The following is a 24,683-nucleotide window of genomic DNA, read 5'->3' as shown; positions in this document are numbered from 1 at the left end:
TTTTTGCTGGTTATGCTGTGAATTTTGATGTTCACAGCCGTACCTGAAATACGCAGCATATAAAGCGTTTTCATTTTCGGGGTTAAATCCGTTTTGAAGAGATGGCATTTCTCATTTTCCGAAGTGCCTGCTTTCCTTCATCTTTGCGGGCGATCATGACGTTTACATATAAGGCGTCAATGATGCTCAGCTGGGCAATGCGGGATGACAGGGCCTCTGAGCGGTAGTCTGTTTCTTCAGCAACCGTGTAAAGGGCGATGTCGGCCTGCTGGGTCAGCGGGGTTTTGGCAAAGTTGGTGATGCTGATCGTCCTGGCGCCGTTTTCCTTGGCCACCTTCAGCACTCCGATCATATCCTTCGTTGCCCCTGAATGGGAAATGAACACGGCCGTATCTTTATCGGAAAGCTGGGAAGCTGACATGAGCTGCAAATGGGAATCACTGTTGGCATGAACGGTAAGTCCGGTCCGGATGAATTTGTGATAGGCATCCTGGGCAATGATTCCTGAGCCCCCGCTTCCGAAAAACTCAACCTTTTCCGCCTGCAGGATTGCTTCCACAGCCATTTCAAAAGCGCCTCCTCTTATCAGCTTCAGGGTATCCTCCAATGTATTGATGTTTGAGCGGAACACTTTTTCCGAGACCGTAAGAATGTCATCCTCCTCCTGGATCGTCTCATGGATATCCTTTATCGGTGCGACAATCTCAGAGGCAAGGGCTATTTTCAGCGCCTGATAGCCTTTGAAGCCAATCCTTTTGCAGAAGCGGAAAACCGTTGAATCTGCAATCCCTAAATCATCTGCCAGCTGATTGATGGAGCTGTGGACTATTTTTTCGGGGTTGTCCAAAATATAGTCAGCAATTCTTTTTTCTTTATCACTGAATTTGGAATAATGGGTTTTAATGCGGGCAAAGCAATAAAGAGTTTCCATTGATGCACTCCCTATCAAATTTTTCTATAGTACTATTATAAAAGAAAAAAATTTCTTTGAAAACGGTTGCAATTAGAAAAATATTTTATATAATAAAAACATAAGGCGAAAGAATTTTTTTTCGTTGGTTAATAGATAAAGAAGAAAATTATTTCGTATTCTGCCAAATTATTTGAAATCAAAATGTAAGCGTTTAATAGGGGAGGAACAAAAATGTCTGGTTCAATGCTTATTTTAGTAGCAATGGCAGGAATCTTCCTGCTTCTGTTTCTTGTAATGAAAACCAAGCTCCATGCTTTCGTCGCATTGCTCCTTGTCAGCCTGCTTGTAGGGATTGCTGCAGGAATGCCGCTTGGAGGCGTCATCGAATCTGTCCAGAATGGCATGGGGGGAACCCTCGGGTTTGTGGCTGTCGTAGTCGGGCTCGGGGCTATGTTCGGCCGGATGCTCGAGGTTTCCGGCGGTGCTGAGCGCCTGGCACAGACGATGATCAAGAAATTCGGGGAAGATAAAGCACAGTGGGCCCTGGGCATCACGGGCTTCATTGTAGCCATACCAGTATTCTTTGATGTCGGCTTCATTATCCTTGTGCCGATTGTCTACGGGCTTGCCAAGAAAACTGGTAAATCCCTTCTATACTACGGGATACCGCTGCTGGCCGGATTGGCTGTCACACACAGCTTCATTCCGCCCACTCCGGGCCCAATCGCGGTAGCTGACCTGATTGGTGCAGACTTGGGCTGGGTGATCCTGTTTGGTATTTTAGCAGGTATCCCTTCCATGATCATCGCTGGTCCGCTGTTCGGTAAATTTATTGCCAAAAGGATTCATGTCACCATTCCGGAATATATGAATATTGAAGAAAAAGAATATGATAGGGAACTTCCAAGCTTTGGAATGATTGCAAGCATCATCTTCATCCCGCTTGTACTGATTTTAATTAATACAGTGTCCGGTGTTGTACTTGATGAAGGGAACGGCTTGCGTGCCGTATTCACTTTCATGGGACATCCATTTGTTGCTCTGACGCTGGCTACACTGCTGGCATTCTATTTCCTTGGGACGAAGCGCGGCTACTCCCGTCAGGAGGTACAGGATATTGCGACAAAATCTCTTGAGCCAGCCGGGATCATCATCCTTGTAACCGGTGCCGGCGGTGTCTTCAAACAGGTTCTGATTGATTCAGGCGTTGGACAGGTTCTTGGGGATATGATGGCTTCTTCATCACTGCCGCCGATCCTGCTCGCATTCCTGATTGCTACATTTGTGCGTGTGGCCCAGGGTTCGGCAACGGTAGCGATGGTAACAGCGGCAGGCCTTATTGCCCCGCTTATTGAAATCATGGGACTGGAAGGGCCGGTCCTTGGATTGATTGTAATCTCTATCGCGGCAGGCGCAACCATTTTCTCGCATGTCAACGACTCAGGGTTCTGGCTTGTTAACCGCTACTTCGGCCTTGATGTTAAGGACACGCTGAAGTCCTGGACTGTCATGGAAAGCTTGATTGCCATTGTCGGATTCCTGGTTGTATTTATAATCGGATTCTTCATTTCTTAAACAGAGGCAGATAAATATAAAGGAAAAAGGGAGCGGGAGCGCTTCCTTCTTCTGCTTTCCGGACCTGCTGCCCCGGGAGGGAATCCATATCGGTGTATGTTATTTTTGATTCGTTGTAAACTTAAAAAGAGAGCTTTAAAAGATTGGAGAGGTTCATATGACAGCTGAAAAATATATGCTAGGAGTGGACATCGGGACGACGAGCACAAAGTCTGTCCTTTTTAATAAAGAAGGCAAGGTGGCTGCCAAGCATTCCATCGGCTATCCTTTACATACGCCAAGCCCCTCGGCTGCAGAGCAGGATCCGGATATCATCCTGGCAGCTGTGGCCGGCACCCTAAAAGCCTGCATGGAAGAAGGGGGCATCAGTTCAGCAGACCTGCTGTGCGTGAGCTTCAGTTCTGCCATGCACAGCCTCATTGCTGTGGATGGGGATGGGATACCCCTGACCAAAAGCATCACATGGGCGGATAACAGGAGCGCCGGATGGGCCGAGAAAATCAAACGCGACCTGAACGGCCATGAAATCTACTTGAGGACAGGTACACCTATCCATCCTATGTCACCATTATCCAAACTGCTCTGGATGAAAAATGAGGAGAAAGAAATCTATAATCAGGCGGCGAAATTTATCTCAATCAAGGAATATGTATTCTTCAAATTCTTTGGCGAGTATATTGTCGATTATTCCATTGCGTCTGCAACAGGCATGTTCAATCTGAAAGATCTGTCGTGGGATGCTGAAGCGCTGGAGGTAGCCGGAATTCAGGGGGATAAGCTTTCAGAGCCGGTCCCGACAACCTATACTCTGAAAGGCCTGAAAGAGGAATATCAGAAGCTGACAGGACTTGATGCCTCGGTGCCTTTTGTAGCGGGAGCGAGCGACGGGGTACTATCAAATCTTGGAGTCAACGCGATCGATCCAGGCGTCGTAGCTGTTACAATCGGAACAAGCGGGGCCATCCGGGCTGTGACCGATAGGCCTGTAACAGATCCGAAAGGAAGGATTTTCTGCTATGCGCTCACTGAAAAGCATTGGGTGATAGGAGGACCGGTCAATAATGGCGGTATGATTTTCCGCTGGGTCCGGGACGAACTTGCTGCCTCCGAGGTGGAGACTGCCAAGAGGCTGGGAATGGATGCCTATGATGTGCTGACAAAGATTGCGGCTGCGGTCCGCCCCGGCGCGGACGGCCTTATCTTCCATCCATATATGACAGGCGAAAGAGCACCGTTATGGAACAGCAATGCAAGAGGTTCGTTTTTCGGACTCAGTCTTCACCATAAAAAAGAGCATATGATCCGCTCTGTTCTTGAGGGGGTTATTTATAATCTGTTCACCGTCCTGCTGGCCCTGGAGGAACTGATCGGGGAGCCGAAGAAAATCCAGGCGACAGGCGGATTTGCAAGATCTGAGCTGTGGAGGCAGATGATGGCTGATATTTTCAATCAGGAGGTCGTCGTGCCTGAGAGCTATGAAAGCTCCTGCCTGGGCGCTGCCATCCTGGGCTTGTATGCCGTCGGTGAAATCGAGGATCTGAGCATTGTGTCAGGCATGGTGGGGGATACCTTCAGCCATAAGCCGAATCCAGAGAATGCAGCTGTTTACCAGGAGCTGCTGCCGGTCTTCATCCGCCTATCCAGAGCACTTGAAGGCGAATATGAGAACATAGCCCGCTTCCAGAAAAAGCATCTGGGATGAAAAAAAAGCTATTGGAGATTGGCTCCAATAGCTTTTTTGCTGTTTGTTTAGAAAATTGCATTCAGCAATAAGTACACAAGACCTGCAATCGTAGCGGAAATCGGCAGGGTGATGACCCAGGTGATCAGCATCCGCTGTGCCGTGCCCCATTTAACGCCTTTTAGGCGGTGGGCTGATCCCACTCCAAGAATGGAAGAAGAAATGACATGGGTTGTACTGACCGGCAGGTGTATTGCCGTTGCACCGAAGATGATGGCTGCGCCGGTCAAATCAGCTGCAACACCGTTGATAGGGCGAATTTTCATGATCTTGCCGCCGACAGTCTTGATGATTTTCCAGCCGCCGACAGAAGTACCAAGCCCCATTGCCAGGGCACAGGAGAACTGGACCCAGAACGGGATATCATCAGTTGTGACATAGTTATTGGCAATGAGCGCCATTGTAATGATCCCCATTGCTTTCTGGGCATCGTTCGTACCATGTGTGTATGACTGCAGGGCAGCAGTGAAAATCTGGAACAGGCGGAAATTCCTGTTTGTTTTTGTCAGGTTATTGTGTTTAAAAACAATTTTAAAAATGCTATATACGATGAATCCAACAACAAATGCGATGAGCGGAGAGAAAATCAGCGCCTGGATGATTTTCATGAAGCCCCCGTAATTAAGGGCCTGGAATCCTGCTGCTGCTATCGCAGCGCCTGCAATGGAGCCGATAATCGCATGAGATGAACTGCTCGGAATTCCGTAATACCAAGTGAGCAAATTCCAAAAGATCGCAGCAATTAATGCTGCCAGGATGACAATTGATCCGTTCTGCAGAGTGAAGGGATCAACAATATCTTTTGTAATGGTCTTGGCTACTCCTGTAAAGGTCATAGCCCCGACAAAGTTCATCGTGGCGGCAAGAATAATGGCATGCCTTGGCTTCAGTGCTTTCGTTGAGACGGCTGTAGCAATGGCGTTGGCTGTATCATGGAAGCCGTTAATAAAGTCGAAGGCCAATGCCCCTATGACAATCAGTATGGTTATGATGAATATGGAATCCATTTATGAAAGCTCCTTACGCATTCTTCATGATGATGGTTTCTAGAGTGTTGGCGACATTCTGGCAGCTGTCAGCGATGTCTTCCAGGTTTTCATAAATTTCTTTATATTGAATGATGCGGATCGGATCTTTTTCAACTGAAAATAAGTGCTTGATGGACTGGCGCAGGACCCCGTCACATTTTGATTCGTAATCCTTGATTTTGATGGCATGCTCTCTGATATCAAGAAGCTTTTTGGTTGAAAGCAGCTCTACGGCCTTTTCGATTTCCAATGAACAGCTGCGGATGGCATCAACAAATTTAAGCATATAATCGTCTGCCTGTGTAATCGAGTACATCTCAAACAAGGCAGCACAATGTTCAATCCCATCAAGGACATCATCCATGCTCATCGCAAGGTGGAGGATATCTTCACGCTCGATCGGAGTGATAAAAGCATTATTAAGTTCTTTGATGACCTCGTGGACAAATGTGTCGCCTTTTGTTTCATACTCTTTCATCGTTTCGGAAAAAATCTTCAGATCACTGACGTTTTTCAATTTGTAATCGGCAAAATAGTGAGCTCCCTCTTTTACGTTGGAAGAGATGCTGCTCAACAAAATTGCAAACTTGTCCTTCTTCTTGAAAACCATATTTAAACCCCCATTTGTTAAATGCCTAGAACCAAAAGCTGCTTAAGCGGATGGCAAATTGCTGTTCCGGTTAGTTACATAGTATACCCGCTATCCCGCTAAAGAAGCTCTTTCATCCAAAATTTGTGGCGATTCCCTGCCTCAGCTCCAGCAAAAACCCCCCAAACGAAAATATTTTATATGAAATTTGTCGAATAAGGTAGCATTTCGCTCAAAATTTACAAAAACTTAATATAAATACTATACTGGCTGAGAATTTATATGGTAATATCCTGAGAATTTACATTTTTTCCAGCTGAAACAGAAAGGTGTTGTAAGTGGTTGACTTTTCTGATAATATAACTTTCTGCTCCTTACAAGCCCATATAAACTTCTTTCTCAAGCGGCTGAATTGGAATGAAAGGAGAAACATATGACATCAGACCAGCATCCCGATTATCAGAAGGAAAGTGAACGGCTCGATTTTACCAGAAAATATATGGAGGCTGTCATTAAAACAGCTGAATCCAGCAAAGACCAGTTCAAGGAAAATATGAAAGAAGCCTTTCAGGACACGGACTGGCTCGAATCAAGCTTAAGCTATTCCTCCATTTTGACAAACGCCCGTTTTTTTGAAATGTCCAAAGATGAGCTGTCAAGCCTTCGAAATGCCCATCCAAAGCCTTATTTTGCCCGGCTTGATTACCAGCATAAAGGCCAGGAAGAGAAGGAGAGTCTGTATATTGGAAAAACCTCGCTCTATTCCAGGGAAAACCAGGAGCAGATTATCGTGGACTGGAGGTCCCCGATTGCCAATCTCTATTATGAAGGCAGGCTTGGAAGGGTCGAATATGAGGCCTACGGTGAAAATTATGATGGCCAGCTGACATTAAAAAGACAGCTAATGATTGAGGATGGCATTCTGGAGGAAATCCGGGACATCGATCTAACCACTACCGACGAACTGCTTCAGGATTCCCTCGCCAAAAGCTCCAGCAGCCGGCTGACTGAAATTATTTCAACGATCCAGGAAGAGCAAAACCGCATCATCAGGGCTGATCTGAACAAGCCCATCATCGTCCAGGGAGCAGCGGGAAGCGGAAAGACAACCATCGCCCTCCACCGAATCAGTTATTTCATCTATCAGTACAAAGAGAATTTCCTGCCGGAGCAGCTGATGATCCTGGCTCCGAGCCAGCTGTTCATAGACTACATATCAGAAGCATTGCCTGAGCTAGGTGTGGAAAGAGTCAGGCAGACAACGTTTCCCGAGTATGTCCTGCAGTGCCTATCCGGAAATTTCTCCATTGCAGAGGACAGGAAGCTCATCCAGCTTCTTGAAGAAAAAGAAGAAGGATTCGGGCTCAGAGTTTCAGAAATCAAGGGATCCCGGGTGTTCAAGACCGTTTTAGATCAGTACTTAAAGAGTATCTCTTATACCTTTTATCCTTCTGACGACTTTATGGCGGATAAGTTCCGCCTGTTCAGCAGAAAGAAATTCATCAGGCTTTTTCATGAAGATTATCATTATCTTCCCTATTTCCGGAGGCTTGAAAAGCTTAAGAGCATCCTTCAAGGCGATTTGAAAAGGAAGAAAAAGAATCTCCTCGCCAAAATTGAAGCCTACTATGATGACCGGATTGACAGGGCCATATACCGCGGCAAGGATCAGGATAAAAGAAGGGAATATGTCTCGCATGCCCTTGATCAAAAAGCCGGGCGGCTGGAGGAGGTCCAAAAGAGCATCAGAAGGGCTGTGCCCGACTATATGAAGCAGTTTCCGAAAAAGAAGGCGCTGGATTACTATCGTGAGCTTTTCGAGGATCCGTCAAGGATCGTCCGTTTTTCAGGGAATGAACTGACAAAAGGCGAAGCAGAAGAATTATGCAGCTACTCACTTTCCATTCTCTCCAAGAAGAAGGTTGAACGGGAAGATCTGGCTGCCCTTCTGTATCTGCAGACAGAGCTTTACGGGGTTGATAAAGATTTAAAGGCAAAAAATATTGTCATAGATGAAGCCCAGGATTACAGCTATATGGAGATATATGCTCTAAAAAAGGCCTGTGATACAGATATGTTTACGCTGGTGGGAGATCTCGCTCAGGGAATCCACTCTTATCGGGGGCTAAAGGCTTGGGAACCGGTCGTCACCGAGATATTCCCGCGTGCTACCTATACTGAGCTTCAGAAAAGCTATCGGACGACAATAGAAATCATGGAAAAAGCAAACCGCCTGCTGAAGCTCCTGCCCTACTCCTTTCCGCAGGTGGAACCTGTTGTCAGGCATGGTGAGAGCCCGTCTTTTATAGAAAGAGAAGAAGGAGCCGGGCTCGCGCGGCAAATTGCAGAAAAGGTAAAGGAGCTGCGGGAAGAACAGCTAAAGAACTTTGCTGTCATCGGTAAAACAATGAAGGACTGCCAGACTTTATTCGATTATTTCAAGGAAGAGACTGATGAAAAAGTCCGTCTGCTTGCAGAACGGGAAAGCATTCCGAAGGATGAAATCGTAATTGTCCCTTCCTATCTATCCAAAGGACTGGAATTTGATGCAGTATTCATTGTTTCGATACATGAAAAATATGATGCATCTTCAGAAATCGATATTAAGCTTCTATATGTGGGAATGACCAGGCCGCTCCACCGGCTGTACTTTTACGGAGGGGAGAAGGCCGATTTCCTGCTTGAAGAATAAAGCGTGCAGAAGAATCCTGTTGAACAGGATTCTTTTTTGTTAGGCACAAATTCTGCTGATGGAAAATTGGGCTCGTTTTAGAAAAAATCTTTGCAGAAAATCAGTTTTGGACAAGTTTTCCAGGGGAAGAAGATAATTACAATATCGGCGGAAGCCGTTTATATAAAATGGGCGGCTGCAGCGGGAGCAGCCGCTTTCGGTTTTTCTAGAACATTTTGGCGCAGAGACAAGACCAACTATCTTGTTTTCCCGCTGTGTAAAAATTCACCCTAGCAAATAAAGGAAAGAAGACGCATGTTTTAGATTTTGAAGCTGGGGTAATTTATTTGTACAAGCAGCAAACAACAAACCGAAAAGGAGGGTGATGATTGAAAAAACTCTATTCGGTACCGATTATTGCCATCTTAATATTTCTTATAGGCTGCAGCAACGGGCAGGAAGCTGAGCAGGAACTGAATCAGGCGGCTGATGAACTGGAACAGTCAGCTGAGGAAGTTGCTCAATCTGCCAAAGAGAAGACCGAAGAGGCTGCTGATGATGTTAAAGAAAATGCGCCTGATACGATTGATAAGATTAAAGGTGCATTAGAGGAAGGCAAAGAAACTGTTAAGCAAGAAATGGTCGAAAAAGGGGATACTGTTAAAGCGGAGGAGGATTTTTACCTCGCTGCGACCCCAGAAGCCTATGACAGTCTCTACGATTTCATCCAGATCAATGATTATGATGGAATCAAACAGCTGGAAGAAGAAAAGGATGCGCTGCTTGTAGAAAAAGGAACCGAACTTGAAGTGCTGGACCGTGATCCGGTCCGTGTAAAAGTGGCGGTAAAGGCCGGAGATGAAGAAGGCTTTGCGCCAGTCAATCTGTTAGAGCCAGCTGGCAACAGCTGATGCTTTTATAAACTTAATTCTGCAAAACAAAAAACTAATTAGGAGTGAGAAATTATGTTAAGTTTTCTTTGGGCATTAATTATTGGTGGAATCATCGGGTGGATTGCCGGCATGATCGTAGGAAGAGACATTCCGGGCGGCGTAATCGGTAATATTATCGCAGGTTTCGTTGGAGCTTGGTTAGGTACATTGATTCTTGGCGACTGGGGTCCTGTCGTAGCTGACTTTGCTATTATCCCTGCCATTATCGGTGCTGTTGTTCTGGTATTTGTACTAAGCTTGATCATGAAAGGTATGCGTAAAGCAGACTAATACAAGAAAGCCCCTTTTTAGGGGCTTTTTTGTGTTTGATTATCTATTTGTTTCACTAGGGTGTAGTGGAATCTTTTGTTTGGTTTTTTAGGTGGATAGAGGGTCTGAGTTTATTCAGCTGGACTAGAACCCTCTGCAGGGATATTAAGAGTCCAGAGGGTCTTAGTCAGCTGGACTAGAGCCCTCTGTGTGGCTTTTAAAAGTCCAGAGGGTCTTAGTCAGCTGGACTAGAACCCTCTGTAAGGCTTTTTGCAGTAAAGAGGGTCTCAGGTGGCTCAGCATGAATCCTTCATTTGCTTCTGCAGAAAGATTTAAAGCTCCTCCGGCTGAAAGCCTCTGAACATTTCCGGGCAGTCAGTTACAGGTGCGTAACAGACCACTGCTTCCTCTGTAAAGGGATGCGGAACCTCCAGCTTGGCAGCATGAAGGGCCTGCCGCGGAAAGGCCGGGCTGCCGCCATACAATCTGTCCCCAGTCAATGGGTGGCCCATATCACTGAAGTGGACCCTGATCTGATGGGTCCTTCCTGTTTCCAGCCGGCAGGACACAAGGGTCTGCTGCTCTCTTGGAAATATTGCAGCAACTTCATAATGAGTGACCGCATCCTGACCGCCTGGGGAAACCCGCCTTCTTGTTGGGTGATGCCTGTCCCGCCCAATGGGCTTGCGGATCACCCCTTTTTTTTGTTTAATGACCCCGTCCGCCATGGCGATATAGGTCCGCTTGATTTTTCTTTCCTTAAGAAGCTGATCAAGCATGCCTCCTGCAAGTGCATGCTTGGCGAACAATACAGCACCGGTTGTATCTTTATCAAGGCGGTGGATGTGCTTGACCTGGCGGTACTCCCCTTTGGCCAGGAGATGAAAGGCAGCTGCGTTGGCAAGCGTGTCTTCCTGCATCGGCTCATTGGGGTGAGTATCCATGCCGGCAGGCTTGTTGAGAATCAGCATATGATCATCCTCATACAGCACGTCAATTTCATGGTATGCAGGCTTTACGCCGAAATCTTCTTCAGCAAAAAGCTTTAGCCCCAGCCTGCTGCCTTCAATAAGCGGTGATGTCCAGGCAGGAGCTGAACCGTCCACTAATATGCTTTTTTCCATTCTCATCAAATGGATTTGCTTTTTAGGGGCCTTCCAGCGGCTGCGGAGAAGCTCCTCAAGCGTCATGCCCTCCCAGTGGCTGGGGATTATAATTTCAAACCATTCACCTTTTTTCTTCATAATGATACAAAGCCCTCCTTCAGCCAGTATTTTCCTATAATAGTAAGCCGTTAATTCACATATAAATCATACATGAAAAATGTTTCCATGCAATGGATGCCGGCAGCCGATTCATATCTCCCCAGTATGCTCCAATATTGTATAATTGTAAGCGGGTAAGCCAAAAGACATATTTTTATGTAAAAAAAAGCGGTTTCTTTATTCGCGATTTCCTAGGCTATGTAAAAAAATGCCGTCTCTATGGGTATAATTACCACCCTTAGAGATTCGGCTGATATGTTATTCTAGGATTATATGTTACGAAATGATTACAAGGATTACAAAGGTGGGTTTTCAGTGAAAGTAGTTTTTGCATCGACTCCTAACCAGGAAGAGAGGATCAGGGAACTGGTAGATTATTTTTATACATCTATTTTTCCTGCTTATTTTTCAGATGAGGATATTAAAGAGTTTGAAAAGCTGAAGGTGCTGCATACTTCTACCAGGCATTTTGAATATTTCGGGACTTTGAAGGAAGCATTTCAGGTGATCGCCAGCCTGCAGACGCTGATTTCTATCCTGGAATCTTCTGATCCGGAAAACCGATATGAGGGCATCTTTCAGAAGAATGTACATATCCTGAAAGATTTCGGATTATTCTTTCCTTTCGGCTTCAGCTCTTTTATTGATGCAAAAGAGCTGAAGGGTGATATGTTTAGTGTGTATACGAAAGCGGCGAATGAGCTTTTGGTTTAAAATGGGGCAGAAGTAGTGAGTTTGAAGAACGGGAAGGAGCGGGGGTGCTTCTTCCTGTTTTTTTTATAGTGTTTTATTTAATATGGAGCTGTTGGTTTCCGTTCCGGGCACTTCGCTTTCCGTGGGGCGGCGCTCAGCCTCCTCAGAGCAAGCTCCTGCGGGGTCTCAGCTTTGCCGCTATTCCCCGCAGGAGTCTGCATGCCCTCCACTCCAACCAACAGGGGCGTTGAGAGTTTTGCAGCTCCTGCTGACTTTAATAGGGTAGTCCAGACAATGGTTTCTAGTTCTAATCCTATTTAAAATCAAAAAGATTTTATTAGATTTGCGCTATAACCAAGGCTGTTGATCTGCACTCCAGGCACTTCGCTTTCCGCGGGGCGGAGTTGAGCCTCCTCGCGCTTGCGCGCTGCGGGGTCTCAACATTTCCGCTGCAATCCCGCAGGAGTCTGCGTGCCTTCCGTTCCGATCAACAGGGTTTTTGATAATTTTGTGGCAAATGGCACCTCATTATTCCTATTTAAAATCAAAAGATTTTATTAGATTGCGCTATAACTGAGGCTGTTGATCTGCACTCCAGGCACTTCGCTTTCCGCGGGGCGGAGTTGAGCCTCCTCACGCTTGCGCGCTGCGGGGTCTCAACATTTCCGCTGCAATCCCGCAGGACTTTAAATTATCTTCCGCGTGCCTGCATCGCACGAAGAAAATGAGCATGCATTTTATGAGGAGTCTGCGTGCCCTCCACTCCAACCAACAGGGCTTTTTAAACTTTGGTACATTTCTGCAAAACCAATAATCGGGACTAAAGATTCGTTTCAATCTCTTTTTCAGGAGCACTAGATAAATAAAGTCTTAAGAGGTATAAACCCGCTAATTGTTGGACATCCTGCATAACAACCAGCTCCTTCCGTAATGCAGCTCTGATTCGGGAATGTTTGTAACTGCAGGCATTCTGAACGGGTTAACCTGCGATGTTACGAGTAGGGGCTAGTTTTATTGAGGTCAACATCATGATAGAAGCATTAATTCTTATCATTGGATTTATCATCATATATAAACGTAAAAACGGGAAGGAGCGATCCTTCCCGTTTTTTCTTATTTAGAATTCTCGTTAAACCATTCTTCGAATACTTCTTTGTCTTGTGAGCCTGTGATTCTGTTTGTTTCTTTGCCGTCTTTGTATTGGACGATTGTTGGTGTTTCGTTTATGTTGTAGTTGTCCCAGCCGTTTTCGAATTCCCACAGGTTGAATTGTACAAGGTCGACTCCCATCTCATCTGCCAGCGGGGCGACAACAGGGGTTGTCCTTTGGCAGTGCGGGCATGTAGGGCTGAAGAAGTAGACGGTTGCGTCTTCTCCTGCTTCAAGCTTTTTCTCCAGTTCATCCGGGAGAATAATGTTCTGGTAGTTCGGATCATCGAGCTGGTCGATTGTTTCAGACTTCAGATTCTCTGTTCCGTATGGGTTATTGCCGGATACCTTTTCTTTATTCTGCATACTGGTGAGCACTGCCACACCTGCAAATAGTGCTATGATAATAACTAAAAATATAATGACTTTCTTCAAATCACACTGCCTCCTTTGTTTTTTTCCAGATGATCAAGCTTGTTATAAAGATAATGATAAAAGCTGTAAGCGCAAGCAGGGGAATCGTAATGAATCCCAGCCAGTTGATATATTGCCCTGTGCATGGGACCCTGCCGCAGGAAAGGGCATTTTCGCCAAGGAATGAGACCTTCTGTATAGAATAATGATAAATAGATATGCATGCACCGGCAGCGGAGAGGATCATTGTATAAAAGCTGATTTTAAAGTCTTTTTTAATCACAGCGATCCCGAGTATGACGGCGAGGGGGTACATGGCGATGCGCTGGTACCAGCAGAGTGCGCAGGGCTCATAATGGCGGACTTCAGAAAAATAGAGGCTTCCGAACATCGCCAGGATGGAGGCTGCCCAGGAAAGGAATAAAAGGTTTTCCCTCGGATCTTGTTTTGGCTTATCCATATGCTTCTCCTTTAATTGGTTTATGGTGAAATTATAAAGAGATTCTCCGGACTTGTAAATTCCCTTGAATTAAAGACACCTAATCTTCACATTTTTGCAGTGTTCAGGACAGCATGAGTGAAGATGTGCAGGCATAAGCTGTTAACGGCAGCCGGAAATTCCTTCTTTCATTCTACCATTGATGCAGGGGCGAGCATCAGTCCTAATATTATCCTATCTGTAAAAGGAGTATTAATATGAAAAAACATGCGTTAGTCATTGGCGGAACGGGTATGTTAAAAAGAGTGATTGAATCGCTCTGCAAAGAAGGATTCCATGTCAGTGCAATGGGCAGAAGCCATGATCATTTTTTAAAAATGATGGAAGAAATTTCTGTACCTGGAGACGTTTCTTTTATACAAGCAGACTATTACAGTCCCGTCCAGTTCCAGGAATGCTTGATCCAAGCTGTTCTGGACCGGGGGACGTTCGATTTGGCCGCCGTTTGGATGAGAAGCGATGCTTCGGACAGCTTCCAGTGGCTTTTGCAGTACATAGCGAAAGATGACAAGTTTACAGAGCTGTATGAGATTAAAGGCAGCCATGCTTCGAGGGAGCCTTTCAAAGGCCTGGAAACTTCCTCTCTCAAGTGGATGAGGATTATTCTTGGATTCCGTTTTGAAGGGGAAAAGGCCAGATGGCTTACCCATGAGGAAATTTCTGAGGGGGTGCTGAAGGCAATCAGCCTGAAAGCCTCCTTATTCACAGCGGGCGTGACGGAGCCTTGGGAGAAAAGGCCCTCATAGTGTAAATGCCATTAACATGCAGCGCGAATAAGAGGAGATGCAGACAGTATGTCAAAATTGGATTTGAGTAAATTTGAGAAGAAAATGATCATACGCAATACAAGGGCTGAAGATATTGATAAAATCATAGCCCTGCAGGAGCTATGCTTTCCCGGGATGGATCCGTGGAAGCGGGAGCATCTGGAGAGCCATCTGGAAGTCTTCCCGGAGGGCCAGTTTGTCGCAGAATATGATGGCGATATCATCGGGTCCTGTTCCAGCCTGATCATCAATTTCGATGAATATGATGACAGGCATTCGTGGAGCGATGTGACGGATAATGGCTATATTACGAACCATAATCAGGATGGGTATAATTTATACGGCATTGAAGTAATGGTGCACCCCGATTTCCGGCGCATGAAAATCGGCTACCGCCTGTATGAGGCACGGAAAGAACTGGTGCGGCAGATGAACCTGAAAAGCATCATCATTGGCGGCAGGATCCCGAACTATCATAAATATGCCGGGGAAATGAGCCCGCGCGAGTATGTAAGCGAGGTATCCCGCCATAAAATTTATGATCCGGTCCTCTCATTCCAGCTCCTGAATGAGTTCACTCTCATGCGGATCAATCCTAATTATCTGCCGGATGATGTCCAGTCCAACAAATATGCGACCCTGATGGAATGGAATAATGTCGACTACCTGCCAACAACGAAAAGATTCTATAAAACAAGCTATCCAGTAAGGATTTGTGTGGTTCAGTACATGATGAGGCAAATCAGTTCATTTGATGATTTTGCAAACCAGGTGGAATATTTTACAGACGTCGCCTCAGATGCAGGGGCCGATTTTGCGGTTTTCCCTGAGATATTCACCACGCAGCTGATGTCATTCCTTGATGAAAAGTCACCCAGCCTTGCAGTGCGGAGGGTTACAGAGTACACAGAAGAATATATCGAGCTGTTTACCGATCTGGCTGTCAGATATAATGTCAATATCATCGGCGGCTCCCATTTCGTCAAAGAGGATGATGATGAAATCTACAATATTGCCTATCTTTTCCGGAGAGATGGCACGATTGAAAAGCAATATAAGCTCCATATCACCCCGAATGAGCGTAAATGGTGGGGGATCAGCCGCGGGGATGAAGTGAAGGTATTCGATACAGACTGCGGAAGGATTGCGATCCAGATCTGCTATGATATTGAATTCCCTGAGCTTGCCAGGATCGCAGCAGATAAAGGCGCAAAGATTATTTTTACCCCGTTTTGTACAGAAGACCGCCAAGGCTATCTGCGTGTCAAGTACTGTGCACAGGCAAGAGCGGTCGAAAATCAAATCTATACGGTCATTTCGGGAACGGTCGGGAACTTGCCGCAAACGGAGAATATGGATATCCAATATGCGCAGTCAGGCATTTTTGCGCCGTCAGACTTTGAGTTTGCAAGGGATGGCATCGTCGGAGAGACCAATCCCAATATCGAAATGGTGCTGATCGGGGATGTGGACCTTGAAATCCTCAGGCGCCAGCGCCAGGACGGGACAGTCCGCCAGCTGAAGGACCGGCGCCATGATATCTATAAGATTCATTACAAAAAATAACATCAGCAGCCTGCCTTTCACTGGCAGGCCTTTTTCTATATAATATAATTGCGGAAAATTGTCGTGAAAGCTCGAAAGGTTTCAGGAGGAAATTCGCGGGCCGCAGCAGAATGTATAAAATAAACAGTCCCTGTGAAGGGATGAACAAGTACATAACAGAAAAGCAGAACGAGCGCCAGATGCTTTACTGCAATCAGCCTGTTGAGAGGCAGCCGGGAGGTAAAGAGATGGACTGGAAACAAAAAGCGGAAAAATGGCTTGGATATGCAAATATGGACAGCAGCCTGCAGCAGGAGCTGGCAGAGCTTCGCTTGGATGACAGCAGGATGGAGGATGCCTTCTATAAAGATCTGGAATTCGGCACAGGCGGCATGAGGGGAGAAATCGGCCCCGGCACGAACAGAATGAACATCTATACGGTCAGGAAGGCAGCAGCCGGACTTGCTTCCTATATTGAAACATACGGGGCAGAAGCTAAAAAAAGAGGCGCGGCAATCGCGTACGATTCGCGCTATATGTCAAAGGAATTTGCAATGGAGACGGCTAAAACGCTGGCAACGCGCGGAATCCGTGCTTATGTATTCAATGGTTTGAGGCCAACGCCTGAGTTATCCTTTGCGGTCCGCTATCTGCAGGCATTTGCCGGTGTTGTGATCACCGCAAGCCATAACCCGCCTGAATATAATGGCTATAAGGTATACGGCGAGGATGGCGCACAGCTGCCTCCTGAAAGCGCAGACATCGTCATAGAAAAAGTCAATGAAATTGAAAATGAGCTGCTGATAGAGGCGGCTGAAGAAGAAACTCTGCTGGAGCAGGGGCTCATTACGATGATCGGGGAGGAAGTGGACCAGGCTTATCAGGAAAAGCTCAAAACCATTTCTGAAAATCCGGCCCTCGGCAGTGAAACAGACATAAAAGTAGTATTTACCCCGCTGCATGGCACCGCCGGTAAGCCAGTGCAGGATATACTGGCAGCAATGGATTACAGGCATGTTTATACGGTTGAGGAGCAGGCTGTTCCAGACCCGGGCTTCTCAACTGTCAAAAGCCCGAATCCGGAAGAGCATGCCGCATTTGAACTCGCAATCAAGCTCGGCAATGAGGTTGGGGCAGATCTTCTGATCGCAACAGATCCTGATGCAGACAGGCTTGGAATCGCAGTCAAGGATGACAGAGGGGAATATACCGTTCTGACCGGGAATCAGACCGGCGCCATTCTGCTTCACTATATTCTGAACGAGAAGAAAGCAAAGGGAACGCTTCCTTCAAATGGAGCGATGCTGAAAACGATTGTTACATCGGAACTGGGTGCAAAAATTGCCGAGTCCCATGATGTAGAGGTCATGGATGTGCTTACGGGCTTTAAATTCATCGCTGAGAAAATCAATGCTTTCTATAAAGAAAACAGCTACAAATTCCTGTTCGGCTACGAAGAGAGCTATGGCTATCTGATCGGCGATTTTGCCCGTGATAAAGATGCCGTCCAGGCTGCCCTTCTGGCGACAGAAGCATGCGCTTTCTACAAGAAAAAGGGTATGTCGCTGTACGATGCACTGATGGCTATCTACAAGGAATATGGCTATTATCTGGAAGGGCTCAGATCTCTCACCCTTAAAGGGAAGCAGGGGGCCGAGCTGATCCAGGAAACGCTGGCTTCCTTCCGAAGAGATCCGATTGAAAGCCTGGGTGAATGGAAGGTCCTGAGGATGGAGGATTATCTGACAGGCCTTGCTAAGCCGGCAACAGGCGAGGAAGAACCAATCGGCCTGCCGAAGTCCAATGTCATCAAGTATCTTTTTGAGGACGGTTCATGGATCTGCCTGCGTCCTTCCGGAACAGAGCCGAAGATCAAATTCTATTTCGGAGTCAACAGCACAGGACTGGAAGAGAGCAGGGAAAAGCTGGCAAAGCTTGAAAACGAGTTCATGAATCTGATTGATGAAAAAATGAAAAAGCTTGAAGAGGCCAAGAAGGCCTGACCAAAGAAAAGGCGGCCGTTCTGCAGAGCAGAATCCGCCTTTTCTTCTGCGCATTTTTAATAAAGAAGCTGCAACTTTAGCCGCAGACGCTCCTCATCCAAAATGCGAAGGCCGAACTGTTCACAAAGCTTTATAATAAAGAGAGTAAAAATGGGAGGCACGAGTATGACCATGGAAGACCGGCTTTCTGAAGTGAAAATATTAAAAGGAATCGCAGAGCTTCTCAATGAGGGGACGGATATAAAGTCAGTTTTGCCGGAAGTGCTGAAGAAGCTGCTTGAAGTGACAAATCTGGAAACAGGCTGGATCTTTCTGATTGATGGGGAAGGAGGATATCATCTTGCCGCAAAAGAGCGGCTTCCGCAGGCCTTGTCCTTAAATCACTATGCGCCAATGTGCCAGGGAGGCTGCTGGTGCGTTGACAGATTCAATAATGGCAAGCTGAATAAGGCGACCAATATTATCGGCTGCAAGCGGATTGAAGAAGCGATTGAAGAGGGGCGCGGAGATACGAATGGGCTGACCCACCATGCCAGTGTCCCCTTGAGGGCAGGGGAAGAGAGGTTCGGCATTCTTAATATCGGCTCCCCTCATAAAACCAGATTCTCTGATGGGGAGCTGGCATTGTTGGAATCAGTTGCGTTTCAAATAGGCACGGCCCTTAAACGGATTGCCCTGACCCAGAGGGAGCAGGAATTGGCTCTTACGGCTGAGAGGAACAGGCTTGCAAGAGACTTGCATGACTCTGTCAATCAGCTGCTGTTTTCTGTGAATTTAACGGCAAGGGGCGGGATGGAAATGGCCGAAGGGGCTGAAGTGAAGGAAACATTTTCTTACATACAAGATCTTGCCCAGGAGGCGCTCAGCGAGATGAGGGCACTGATCTGGCAGCTTCGCCCGCGCGGCCTTGAGAACGGGCTTGTCAGCGCCCTGAAGAATTATGGGCAGATGCTCGGCCTACAGGTAGAGGCAGAAGTAAAAGGAATCATTGCCCTCCCGGGGAAAATTGAAGAAGCATTGTGGAGAATGGGGCAGGAAGCCTTCGGAAACTGCAAGAAGCACTCAGGCAAGGATATGGTGCGGCTTTTTGTGGAGAAAGACAGCAGCAGAGTCACAATGATCATAAAGGATGCAGGCTGCGGATTCTACTATCATAAAGGAAAAGGCCTGCCTACTATGGGACTGAACAGTATGAAGGCAAGGACAGAAATGCTTAGCGGCAGTTTCTCTATCAAAACTGCGCCAGGCAAAGGGACAGAAATACAGATAAGCATACCAATTTAAGGGGGATTATGATGAAAGTGCGCGTGCTGGTGGCTGATGACCACCATGTTGTCAGAAGGGGTCTGATTTTTTTCCTTAAGACGCAGAAGGAGATTGAAATTGCCGGGGAGGCAAAGGACGGGCTGGAGGCAGTCGAGCAGACAGGGAGACTAAAGCCGGATATAGTCCTCATGGACCTGGATATGCCGAATATGAATGGGATAGAGGCAACAAGAATGATCAAACAGAAATACCCGGAAACAAAGGTTCTGATGCTAACCAGCTTTTCCGATCAGGACCATGTCATTCCGGCACTTGAGGCAGGGGCTTCCGGATACCAGCTGAAGGATATAGAACCGGATGAGCTTGTGAAGGCGATCGTCCAGGTTACGCAAGGGGAAAATCAGCTGCATCCAAAGGCAACCTCCCACCTGCTGTCACATCTGTCCAATAAGGATAAGAAGAAAAGCCCAATAGATGAACTGACAAAAAGGGAACTCGATGTATTGAAGGAGATAGCGAAAGGGAAAAGCAATAAGGAAATCGCTGCCTCCCTTTTTATCACAGAGAAAACGGTCAAGACACATGTATCCAATCTGCTGTCAAAGCTCGAGATCTCGGACCGGACGCAGGCAGCACTGCTGGCTGTGAGGGAGAAGCTTGTTTAATACGGCTCCATCCAAAGTTGTAGGTGCCTGAATTTTCAGTTAGACTAAATGTGTATGTAACATTAAAACAAAGCGACGATTTCCGCGGTGCAGTCTCTCCCTATAATAAGAACATAGAGAAGCTACAGAAAAGGAGAGAGAACTAGCATGAAAATTGCAGTATTTAGCGGAAGTCCACGAAAAAAGGGCAGAACAGGAATCGCTGCCCGGTATATTGCGAAAAAGTACGGAGCAGACCTGGTTGATTTAAGCCTGGGTGAGATTCCCCTTTACAGCGGGGAGCAGCACCAGTACGAGCTGACGGCTGTAAAGGAGCTGCGCCAGAGGGCTGCAGAGGCAGACGGGATCGTTCTTGCTTCGCCTGAATACCACAGCGCCATGAGCGGCGTGCTGAAAAACGCCCTTGATTTTCTGAGCAGTGATCAGTTCGCACATAAGCCGGTTGCACTGCTCGCTGTATCCGGCGGAGGAAAAGGGGGCATTAATGCCCTGAATAATATGAGGACTGTTGGAAGAGGGGTCTATGCAAATGTGATCCCAAAACAGCTTGTGCTTGATCCTCACTGCTTTGATTATGATAATGACGGGCTGAACGAGGAGCCGGCAGCTCTCGTCGATCAGCTGATGGATGAACTGAAACTTTATGTAAATGGCTATGTCCAGATGAAAGGCAAGTAAGGAAAAAGCATGAATGGATTGTACCGCGATCGTCGCTTCTGCTTTATTGTTGCTGCCAATATTCTGTCTTCCATCGGGTCTGGGATTACCATGATTGCGATTCCCTGGCTGCTTGCATCCGGTGAAAACGGCGGGAAGGTTTTCGGTTATGCGGCCATAGCCATGACCATCATCAATTTTGCTGTTACACCGTTTTTTGGCCAGCTGATTGACCGCTTTTCCCGCAAAAGGATACTTTTGTTCGGGGAAGGAGCAGGCTTTATCATAATCGCTGCTTTTTCCGCAGCCGGCTATTTTGGACTCGATTATGAAACAGTCCATCTAATCATTCTGTACGGGGCTGGAAGCCTTTATTATACATTGTTTTATCCCGCCATCTTTGCATTCAACCAGGAAATTTTCGACCCTTCCCACTATAGAAGGCTCAATGGCGCCATGGAGATTCAGGGCCAGCTTTCAAGCGTGGCAGCGGGGGCGCTTGCAGCGGCCATCATATCCACTGTCCCTCTGGAGCGGCTGCTGCTGATTGATGCTTTGACCTATCTGGGAGCATTTGGGCTGTTTTGGCTGATTCCTTATACCTCAGGAGAAAATTCTGTTAAACAGCAGGGGAAAGTGAAAGCTGGAGGCGGTCTGCTGTTTCTTAAAGCAAGTCCGGTGCTGTTTGTCTTCCTTTTTGCTTCAATGATGCCTTTTATTGGCGTCATGGTGACCAATTATCTGTTCCCTGTTTATATCGCGGATATTCTGCAGGCTGATGCTTCGGTATATGGAACCCAAAGCATGATTTATGGGATAGGAGCCGCATTGGCCGGACTCGCTGTTCCGGCCATCGCTTCCCGGTGGGGCAATGAAAGGTCGATGATTCTGACGATCGGTGCCTATACAGCAGCCATTTCGGTCATTGTTTTTATAAAAGATGTTCCTGTCTTCTTGTCCTTAGCGATCTTCCTTGCCTTTGGCAATGCTGGAACAAGAGTGGCCAGGAATGCACTGATGATGGAAAGGGTGCCGAATCATCTGATCGGCAGGACAGACAGCCTTTTCCGGTCCATGGGGCTTTTAATCCGGACGCTGCTGCTGCTTGTTTTTACCGGGCTGTCAGGAGCCCCCAGCATAGCTTTCAGTTTTTATATTCTATCCTTCCTGCTTATTTTTTCCTTCGCAGCAGCTGTTATTGCAGGAAAGCTGCTCCAGGAAGGACAGCAGGAGAAAACAATAGGGGAAGCAAAGGAAAACACGGCCTGATTGACCGTGTTTTTTTGGTGGAATTCTTTTTGTTATATTGACAAAGGCTCCTTGAACAGGCTGTCCTCTGAAATTTCATTTGCATGATCGATATATCTCAGCAAAGAATACAAATGCTTTTCGATCATGGAATAGTCTTTTTCAAAGTTATACGCATGCAGGAAATGCTCAATTTTCTTGGAAAGGAACTGGTCCTGGGTTCGGACCATTAATATCAGGAGATTATCCCATTCTGAACGGTGTGTGTAGTATAACGCCCGGTCATAATCGACTTTATTCATCTGGCTCACCCTCCTATGTTGAGGAGATGATATTAGTTTGCGCCCTTCAGTACAGATTTCTCTCAGCAAATCTTGGTCTTCCTGATACAGCGCGTCTTTCATCTTTTACCTGTATAGAACAAGCAGTGCAGGATACTTCTCTGCAGTAAATGACCATGCATAAAGTCTGCAGTTCTGAAGAAAGCTAATGAAAAAGATGGAGGATTGAAAAATGAAAAAACATTTTCTTTCTATGCTGCTTTTTGGATTCTTATTATCAGCACTTGCTTCTCCGGCAGCCCTGGCTGTGCAGAAGCCTGATTATGAAAAATTCGGCCGCATAGCGACTTCCGTGATCAAAGAGGATTATCCCGGGGAAGAAGTCGTCGACTACCAGTACCAGGGGCGCCAGGCATTATCAGAGAATACGGCAGCAGATCTGTTCGAGTTTCAGGTAAAAGAAGGACAGAAAACAAAGACAGTTGTCGTAAGGGTGTCGCATGACACTGTCAATGATAAATTGATCAGCTTGTCGGTGGAAGAGAAAAAGTAGGCACTAAGGGACTCAGGATGCAGAGTCCCTTTTTATTGATTCATCAATCCCGTCCTTCTCTCATAAATTGAGATAAGAAGATGAAGGAGGAGAGATGATGAGAGACACCGACCGCAAAGGCCTTGAGCATGCCATACAGGAAATAACCGAGATTGCCACGGGTTTCGGCTTGGATTTTTATCCGATGCGGTATGAAATATGCCCTGCCGATATCATTTATACATTTGGCGCCTACGGGATGCCCACACGATTTTCCCACTGGAGCTTTGGCAAGCAGTTTTATAAGATGAAGCTTCATTATGACCTTGGCCTATCAAAAATATATGAGCTTGTCATCAATTCAGATCCCTGCTACGCGTTTCTGCTTGACTCGAATTCGCTTATCCAGAATAAACTGATTGTGGCCCACGTCCTGGCCCACTGCGACTTTTTCAAGAACAATATCCGTTTCCAGAATACAAAAAGGGACATGGTGGAGAGCATGTCTGCAACAGCAGAAAGGATCCGCCAGTATGAAATCGAGCATGGGAAGCATGAGGTGGAAACCTTCCTGGATGCTGTGCTAGCCATCGAGGAGCATATTGATCCAAGCCTGATGCGGCCGAAGCTTGCCTGGAGCGCGGAAGACTTTGAATATGAAGAAGAGGAAGCACCGGCTGCGACTCCTTACGATGATCTCTGGAATCTGGACAGCAGAAGCAAAAAGAAGCCTGAGAAGAAAAAGAAGCTGAAGAAAATTCCCCCGCAGCCTGAAAAGGACCTCCTGCTGTTTATTGAATCATACAGCCGGGAGCTTACAGACTGGCAGCGGGATATACTGACGATGATGCGCGAGGAAATGCTGTATTTCTGGCCGCAGCTGGAAACGAAGATTATGAACGAAGGCTGGGCATCCTTCTGGCACCAGAGGATCCTCCGCGAGATGGATCTGACCAGCGATGAATCCATTGAATTTGCGAAGCTTAACGCAGGGGTGGTACAGCCTTCGAGGACTAATATCAATCCGTATTATCTTGGCCTGAAAATTTTCGAGGATATTGAAGACCGCTATGACAATCCTTCAGAGGAAATGAAAAAGCGCGGCGTCCAAAGCGGATCCGGCAGAGAGAAGATGTTTGAAGTGCGCGAGGTCGAATCAGATATCTCCTTCCTGCGCAATTACCTGACAAAGGATCTTGTCATGCGGGAGGATATGTATCTGTTTCAGAAGCAGGGGAAGGATTATAAGATCGTGGACAAAGGCTGGGAAGAGGTAAGGGATCAGCTTGTCAGCATGAGGGTCAATGGAGGGTTCCCATACTTAACAGTCGCAGACGGAGACTATCTGAAAAACGGGGAGCTGTACTTAAAGCACGGATTTGAAGGAATTGAACTGGATCTGAAGTACCTTGAGAAAGTCCTTCCTTATGTTCATCAGCTCTGGGGGCGCAGCGTCAATCTCGAAACGATCGTTGAGGGCAAGCAGATGCTGTTTACCTATGACGGGAAAGGGATACACAGGAAGTATTTGTAGGGATAAAAAAAACGGGGAGCCGTTCGGCTTCCTTTTCTTTTGGGCAAAATCCGTTTAAAAAAAAGGATTTACAGGGAAATTAAACGAAATGTGCTTCTAAGAAGAAAAATGGAGGTACAGATCCATGAGGAATAGGAGCTTATCTATTTTTGGAGCTGCAGTTCTACTGGCCATTTTATTCATCCTGACCAATCCTTCAAAACAGGACTATCTGGAATTTAGTGAGAAGCAAACTGGAGAACCGCCTCCGGCAATCGTTAAAGCAGAGAGAACGAATTTTCTTTTTTTCTCTTTTTATACGCAAAATGTCCACCATGAACAGGGTATCACACATTTGGGGATCTTCAGCGGTTTTCATCAGGTATCTGATGGTCAATTTGATGATTCATGGTGGATGAAGTTGCTTGATTTTTTCAAGTGAATCCTTCTGCATGTCATTTCTTTTT

Annotated in this window: 23 protein-coding genes; 16 read left to right on the top strand and 7 right to left on the bottom strand. The window is 46.5% G+C overall.

What is annotated here, in order from left to right; genetic code table 11:
- Nucleotides 1-82: 82 nt before the first annotated feature.
- Nucleotides 83-931 (bottom strand): MurR/RpiR family transcriptional regulator, encoded by an 849-nt coding sequence (locus tag RBB45_RS08180; protein ID WP_009795046.1) that lies wholly within the window; start codon nt 929-931, stop codon nt 83-85.
- Between the two features lie 213 nt (nt 932-1,144).
- On the opposite strand from RBB45_RS08180, the gene RBB45_RS08175 reads away from it, so the two are divergent.
- Together RBB45_RS08175 and gntK are read left to right on the top strand one after the other, a co-directional pair.
- Complete coding sequence (locus RBB45_RS08175; RefSeq protein ID WP_022543531.1) at nt 1,145-2,488, top strand: GntP family permease; 1,344 nt, start codon at nt 1,145-1,147, stop codon at nt 2,486-2,488.
- A gap of 157 nt (nt 2,489-2,645) precedes the next feature.
- A complete protein-coding gene (gntK, locus tag RBB45_RS08170; RefSeq protein ID WP_101551066.1) occupies nt 2,646-4,190 on the top strand; it encodes a gluconokinase in 1,545 nt (514 codons plus the stop codon).
- 47 nt (nt 4,191-4,237) lie between these two features.
- Here the strand turns inward: gntK and RBB45_RS08165 are convergent, their stop codons facing one another.
- Nucleotides 4,238-5,236 (bottom strand): inorganic phosphate transporter, encoded by a 999-nt coding sequence (locus RBB45_RS08165; protein ID WP_009795050.1) that lies wholly within the window; start codon nt 5,234-5,236, stop codon nt 4,238-4,240.
- Between the two features lie 13 nt (nt 5,237-5,249).
- Nucleotides 5,250-5,867 carry a DUF47 domain-containing protein gene (locus RBB45_RS08160; protein ID WP_009795051.1) on the bottom strand — a complete coding sequence of 206 codons (618 nt, stop codon included), beginning with the start codon at nt 5,865-5,867 and terminating at the stop codon, nt 5,250-5,252.
- A 412-nt stretch (nt 5,868-6,279) separates the two neighbouring features.
- On the opposite strand from RBB45_RS08160, the gene helD reads away from it, so the two are divergent.
- The 3 genes from helD (at nt 6,280) to RBB45_RS08145 (ending at nt 9,740) form a co-directional block, all read left to right on the top strand.
- A complete protein-coding gene (gene helD, locus RBB45_RS08155) occupies nt 6,280-8,538 on the top strand; it encodes an RNA polymerase recycling motor HelD (RefSeq protein WP_306009412.1) in 2,259 nt (752 codons plus the stop codon).
- Nucleotides 8,539-8,906: 368 nt separating this feature from the next.
- The gene (locus RBB45_RS08150; RefSeq protein ID WP_009795055.1) at nt 8,907-9,428 is read left to right on the top strand and encodes a YtxH domain-containing protein; all 522 of its coding nucleotides are present in this window, start codon (nt 8,907-8,909) and stop codon (nt 9,426-9,428) included.
- Nucleotides 9,429-9,482: 54 nt separating this feature from the next.
- Nucleotides 9,483-9,740 (top strand): GlsB/YeaQ/YmgE family stress response membrane protein, encoded by a 258-nt coding sequence (locus RBB45_RS08145; protein WP_009795056.1) that lies wholly within the window; start codon nt 9,483-9,485, stop codon nt 9,738-9,740.
- A gap of 311 nt (nt 9,741-10,051) precedes the next feature.
- Here the strand turns inward: RBB45_RS08145 and RBB45_RS08140 are convergent, their stop codons facing one another.
- Nucleotides 10,052-10,963 (bottom strand): RluA family pseudouridine synthase, encoded by a 912-nt coding sequence (locus RBB45_RS08140; protein WP_101551064.1) that lies wholly within the window; start codon nt 10,961-10,963, stop codon nt 10,052-10,054.
- Between the two features lie 336 nt (nt 10,964-11,299).
- Between RBB45_RS08140 and RBB45_RS08135 the strand changes: the two genes are divergently transcribed.
- Complete coding sequence (locus RBB45_RS08135) at nt 11,300-11,698, top strand: YhcU family protein (RefSeq protein WP_022543532.1); 399 nt, start codon at nt 11,300-11,302, stop codon at nt 11,696-11,698.
- Nucleotides 11,699-12,790: 1,092 nt separating this feature from the next.
- Here RBB45_RS08135 and RBB45_RS08130 read toward each other — a convergent pair.
- Nucleotides 12,791-13,261 (bottom strand): thioredoxin family protein, encoded by a 471-nt coding sequence (locus RBB45_RS08130; RefSeq protein WP_009795059.1) that lies wholly within the window; start codon nt 13,259-13,261, stop codon nt 12,791-12,793.
- 1 nt (nt 13,262) lies between these two features.
- Nucleotides 13,263-13,700, bottom strand: a complete 438-nt coding sequence (locus RBB45_RS08125) for a disulfide oxidoreductase (protein WP_009795060.1) — start codon at nt 13,698-13,700, stop codon at nt 13,263-13,265.
- A gap of 236 nt (nt 13,701-13,936) precedes the next feature.
- On the opposite strand from RBB45_RS08125, the gene RBB45_RS08120 reads away from it, so the two are divergent.
- From RBB45_RS08120 to RBB45_RS08090, 7 genes are all read left to right on the top strand, one after another.
- Nucleotides 13,937-14,485: a Rossmann-fold NAD(P)-binding domain-containing protein gene (locus RBB45_RS08120; RefSeq protein WP_306009411.1), complete on the top strand. Its 549-nt coding sequence runs from the start codon at nt 13,937-13,939 to the stop codon at nt 14,483-14,485.
- 48 nt (nt 14,486-14,533) lie between these two features.
- Nucleotides 14,534-16,072 carry a carbon-nitrogen hydrolase family protein gene (locus RBB45_RS08115; protein ID WP_009795062.1) on the top strand — a complete coding sequence of 513 codons (1,539 nt, stop codon included), beginning with the start codon at nt 14,534-14,536 and terminating at the stop codon, nt 16,070-16,072.
- 227 nt (nt 16,073-16,299) lie between these two features.
- Entirely contained in the window at nt 16,300-18,054 is a 1,755-nt protein-coding gene (locus RBB45_RS08110; RefSeq protein ID WP_035403176.1) for a phospho-sugar mutase, read from the top strand.
- 165 nt (nt 18,055-18,219) lie between these two features.
- Nucleotides 18,220-19,338, top strand: a complete 1,119-nt coding sequence (locus RBB45_RS08105) for a GAF domain-containing sensor histidine kinase (protein ID WP_022543533.1) — start codon at nt 18,220-18,222, stop codon at nt 19,336-19,338.
- Between the two features lie 11 nt (nt 19,339-19,349).
- Nucleotides 19,350-19,985: a response regulator gene (locus RBB45_RS08100; protein ID WP_148950897.1), complete on the top strand. Its 636-nt coding sequence runs from the start codon at nt 19,350-19,352 to the stop codon at nt 19,983-19,985.
- A gap of 147 nt (nt 19,986-20,132) precedes the next feature.
- Nucleotides 20,133-20,663 (top strand): NADPH-dependent FMN reductase, encoded by a 531-nt coding sequence (locus RBB45_RS08095; protein WP_306009410.1) that lies wholly within the window; start codon nt 20,133-20,135, stop codon nt 20,661-20,663.
- A 9-nt stretch (nt 20,664-20,672) separates the two neighbouring features.
- Nucleotides 20,673-21,911, top strand: a complete 1,239-nt coding sequence (locus RBB45_RS08090) for an MFS transporter (RefSeq protein WP_101551058.1) — start codon at nt 20,673-20,675, stop codon at nt 21,909-21,911.
- A gap of 32 nt (nt 21,912-21,943) precedes the next feature.
- On the opposite strand, the gene RBB45_RS08085 is transcribed toward RBB45_RS08090, so the two are convergent.
- A complete protein-coding gene (locus RBB45_RS08085) occupies nt 21,944-22,192 on the bottom strand; it encodes a YhdB family protein (RefSeq protein ID WP_022543534.1) in 249 nt (82 codons plus the stop codon).
- A gap of 211 nt (nt 22,193-22,403) precedes the next feature.
- Here RBB45_RS08085 and RBB45_RS08080 point away from each other — a divergent pair, with 211 nt between their 5' ends.
- The 3 genes from RBB45_RS08080 (at nt 22,404) to RBB45_RS08070 (ending at nt 24,658) form a co-directional block, all read left to right on the top strand.
- On the top strand, nt 22,404-22,724 hold the full coding sequence (locus RBB45_RS08080; RefSeq protein ID WP_009795069.1) for a DUF3889 domain-containing protein: 321 nt from the start codon (nt 22,404-22,406) through the stop codon (nt 22,722-22,724).
- A gap of 97 nt (nt 22,725-22,821) precedes the next feature.
- Nucleotides 22,822-24,237 carry a SpoVR family protein gene (locus RBB45_RS08075; RefSeq protein WP_009795070.1) on the top strand — a complete coding sequence of 472 codons (1,416 nt, stop codon included), beginning with the start codon at nt 22,822-22,824 and terminating at the stop codon, nt 24,235-24,237.
- 124 nt (nt 24,238-24,361) lie between these two features.
- Nucleotides 24,362-24,658 (top strand): hypothetical protein, encoded by a 297-nt coding sequence (locus tag RBB45_RS08070; RefSeq protein WP_224949885.1) that lies wholly within the window; start codon nt 24,362-24,364, stop codon nt 24,656-24,658.
- Nucleotides 24,659-24,683: the final 25 nt, after the last annotated feature.

It is taken from the genome of Bacillus sp. MMSF_3328, assembly GCF_030733525.1.
GTDB lineage: Bacteria > Bacillota > Bacilli > Bacillales > Cytobacillaceae > Bacillus_AB > Bacillus_AB infantis.
The sequence above is the reverse complement of the archived record's forward strand: the minus strand, read 5'-3'. Positions and strand labels throughout refer to the sequence as shown.

Coding starts and splice junctions, on each gene's coding strand:
- gntK (WP_101551066.1), top strand. CDS start 2,646: ATGACAGCTGAAAAATATATGCTAGGAGTGGACATCGGGACGACGAGC.
- RBB45_RS08180 (WP_009795046.1), bottom strand. CDS start 931: ATGGAAACTCTTTATTGCTTTGCCCGCATTAAAACCCATTATTCCAAA.
- helD (WP_306009412.1), top strand. CDS start 6,280: ATGACATCAGACCAGCATCCCGATTATCAGAAGGAAAGTGAACGGCTC.
- RBB45_RS08145 (WP_009795056.1), top strand. CDS start 9,483: ATGTTAAGTTTTCTTTGGGCATTAATTATTGGTGGAATCATCGGGTGG.
- RBB45_RS08175 (WP_022543531.1), top strand. CDS start 1,145: ATGTCTGGTTCAATGCTTATTTTAGTAGCAATGGCAGGAATCTTCCTG.
- RBB45_RS08100 (WP_148950897.1), top strand. CDS start 19,350: ATGAAAGTGCGCGTGCTGGTGGCTGATGACCACCATGTTGTCAGAAGG.
- RBB45_RS08125 (WP_009795060.1), bottom strand. CDS start 13,700: ATGGATAAGCCAAAACAAGATCCGAGGGAAAACCTTTTATTCCTTTCC.
- RBB45_RS08085 (WP_022543534.1), bottom strand. CDS start 22,192: ATGAATAAAGTCGATTATGACCGGGCGTTATACTACACACACCGTTCA.
- RBB45_RS08110 (WP_035403176.1), top strand. CDS start 16,300: ATGGACTGGAAACAAAAAGCGGAAAAATGGCTTGGATATGCAAATATG.
- RBB45_RS08070 (WP_224949885.1), top strand. CDS start 24,362: ATGAGGAATAGGAGCTTATCTATTTTTGGAGCTGCAGTTCTACTGGCC.
- RBB45_RS08165 (WP_009795050.1), bottom strand. CDS start 5,236: ATGGATTCCATATTCATCATAACCATACTGATTGTCATAGGGGCATTG.
- RBB45_RS08080 (WP_009795069.1), top strand. CDS start 22,404: ATGAAAAAACATTTTCTTTCTATGCTGCTTTTTGGATTCTTATTATCA.
- RBB45_RS08115 (WP_009795062.1), top strand. CDS start 14,534: ATGTCAAAATTGGATTTGAGTAAATTTGAGAAGAAAATGATCATACGC.
- RBB45_RS08075 (WP_009795070.1), top strand. CDS start 22,822: ATGAGAGACACCGACCGCAAAGGCCTTGAGCATGCCATACAGGAAATA.
- RBB45_RS08120 (WP_306009411.1), top strand. CDS start 13,937: ATGAAAAAACATGCGTTAGTCATTGGCGGAACGGGTATGTTAAAAAGA.
- RBB45_RS08105 (WP_022543533.1), top strand. CDS start 18,220: ATGACCATGGAAGACCGGCTTTCTGAAGTGAAAATATTAAAAGGAATC.
- RBB45_RS08160 (WP_009795051.1), bottom strand. CDS start 5,867: ATGGTTTTCAAGAAGAAGGACAAGTTTGCAATTTTGTTGAGCAGCATC.
- RBB45_RS08095 (WP_306009410.1), top strand. CDS start 20,133: ATGAAAATTGCAGTATTTAGCGGAAGTCCACGAAAAAAGGGCAGAACA.
- RBB45_RS08090 (WP_101551058.1), top strand. CDS start 20,673: ATGAATGGATTGTACCGCGATCGTCGCTTCTGCTTTATTGTTGCTGCC.
- RBB45_RS08140 (WP_101551064.1), bottom strand. CDS start 10,963: ATGAAGAAAAAAGGTGAATGGTTTGAAATTATAATCCCCAGCCACTGG.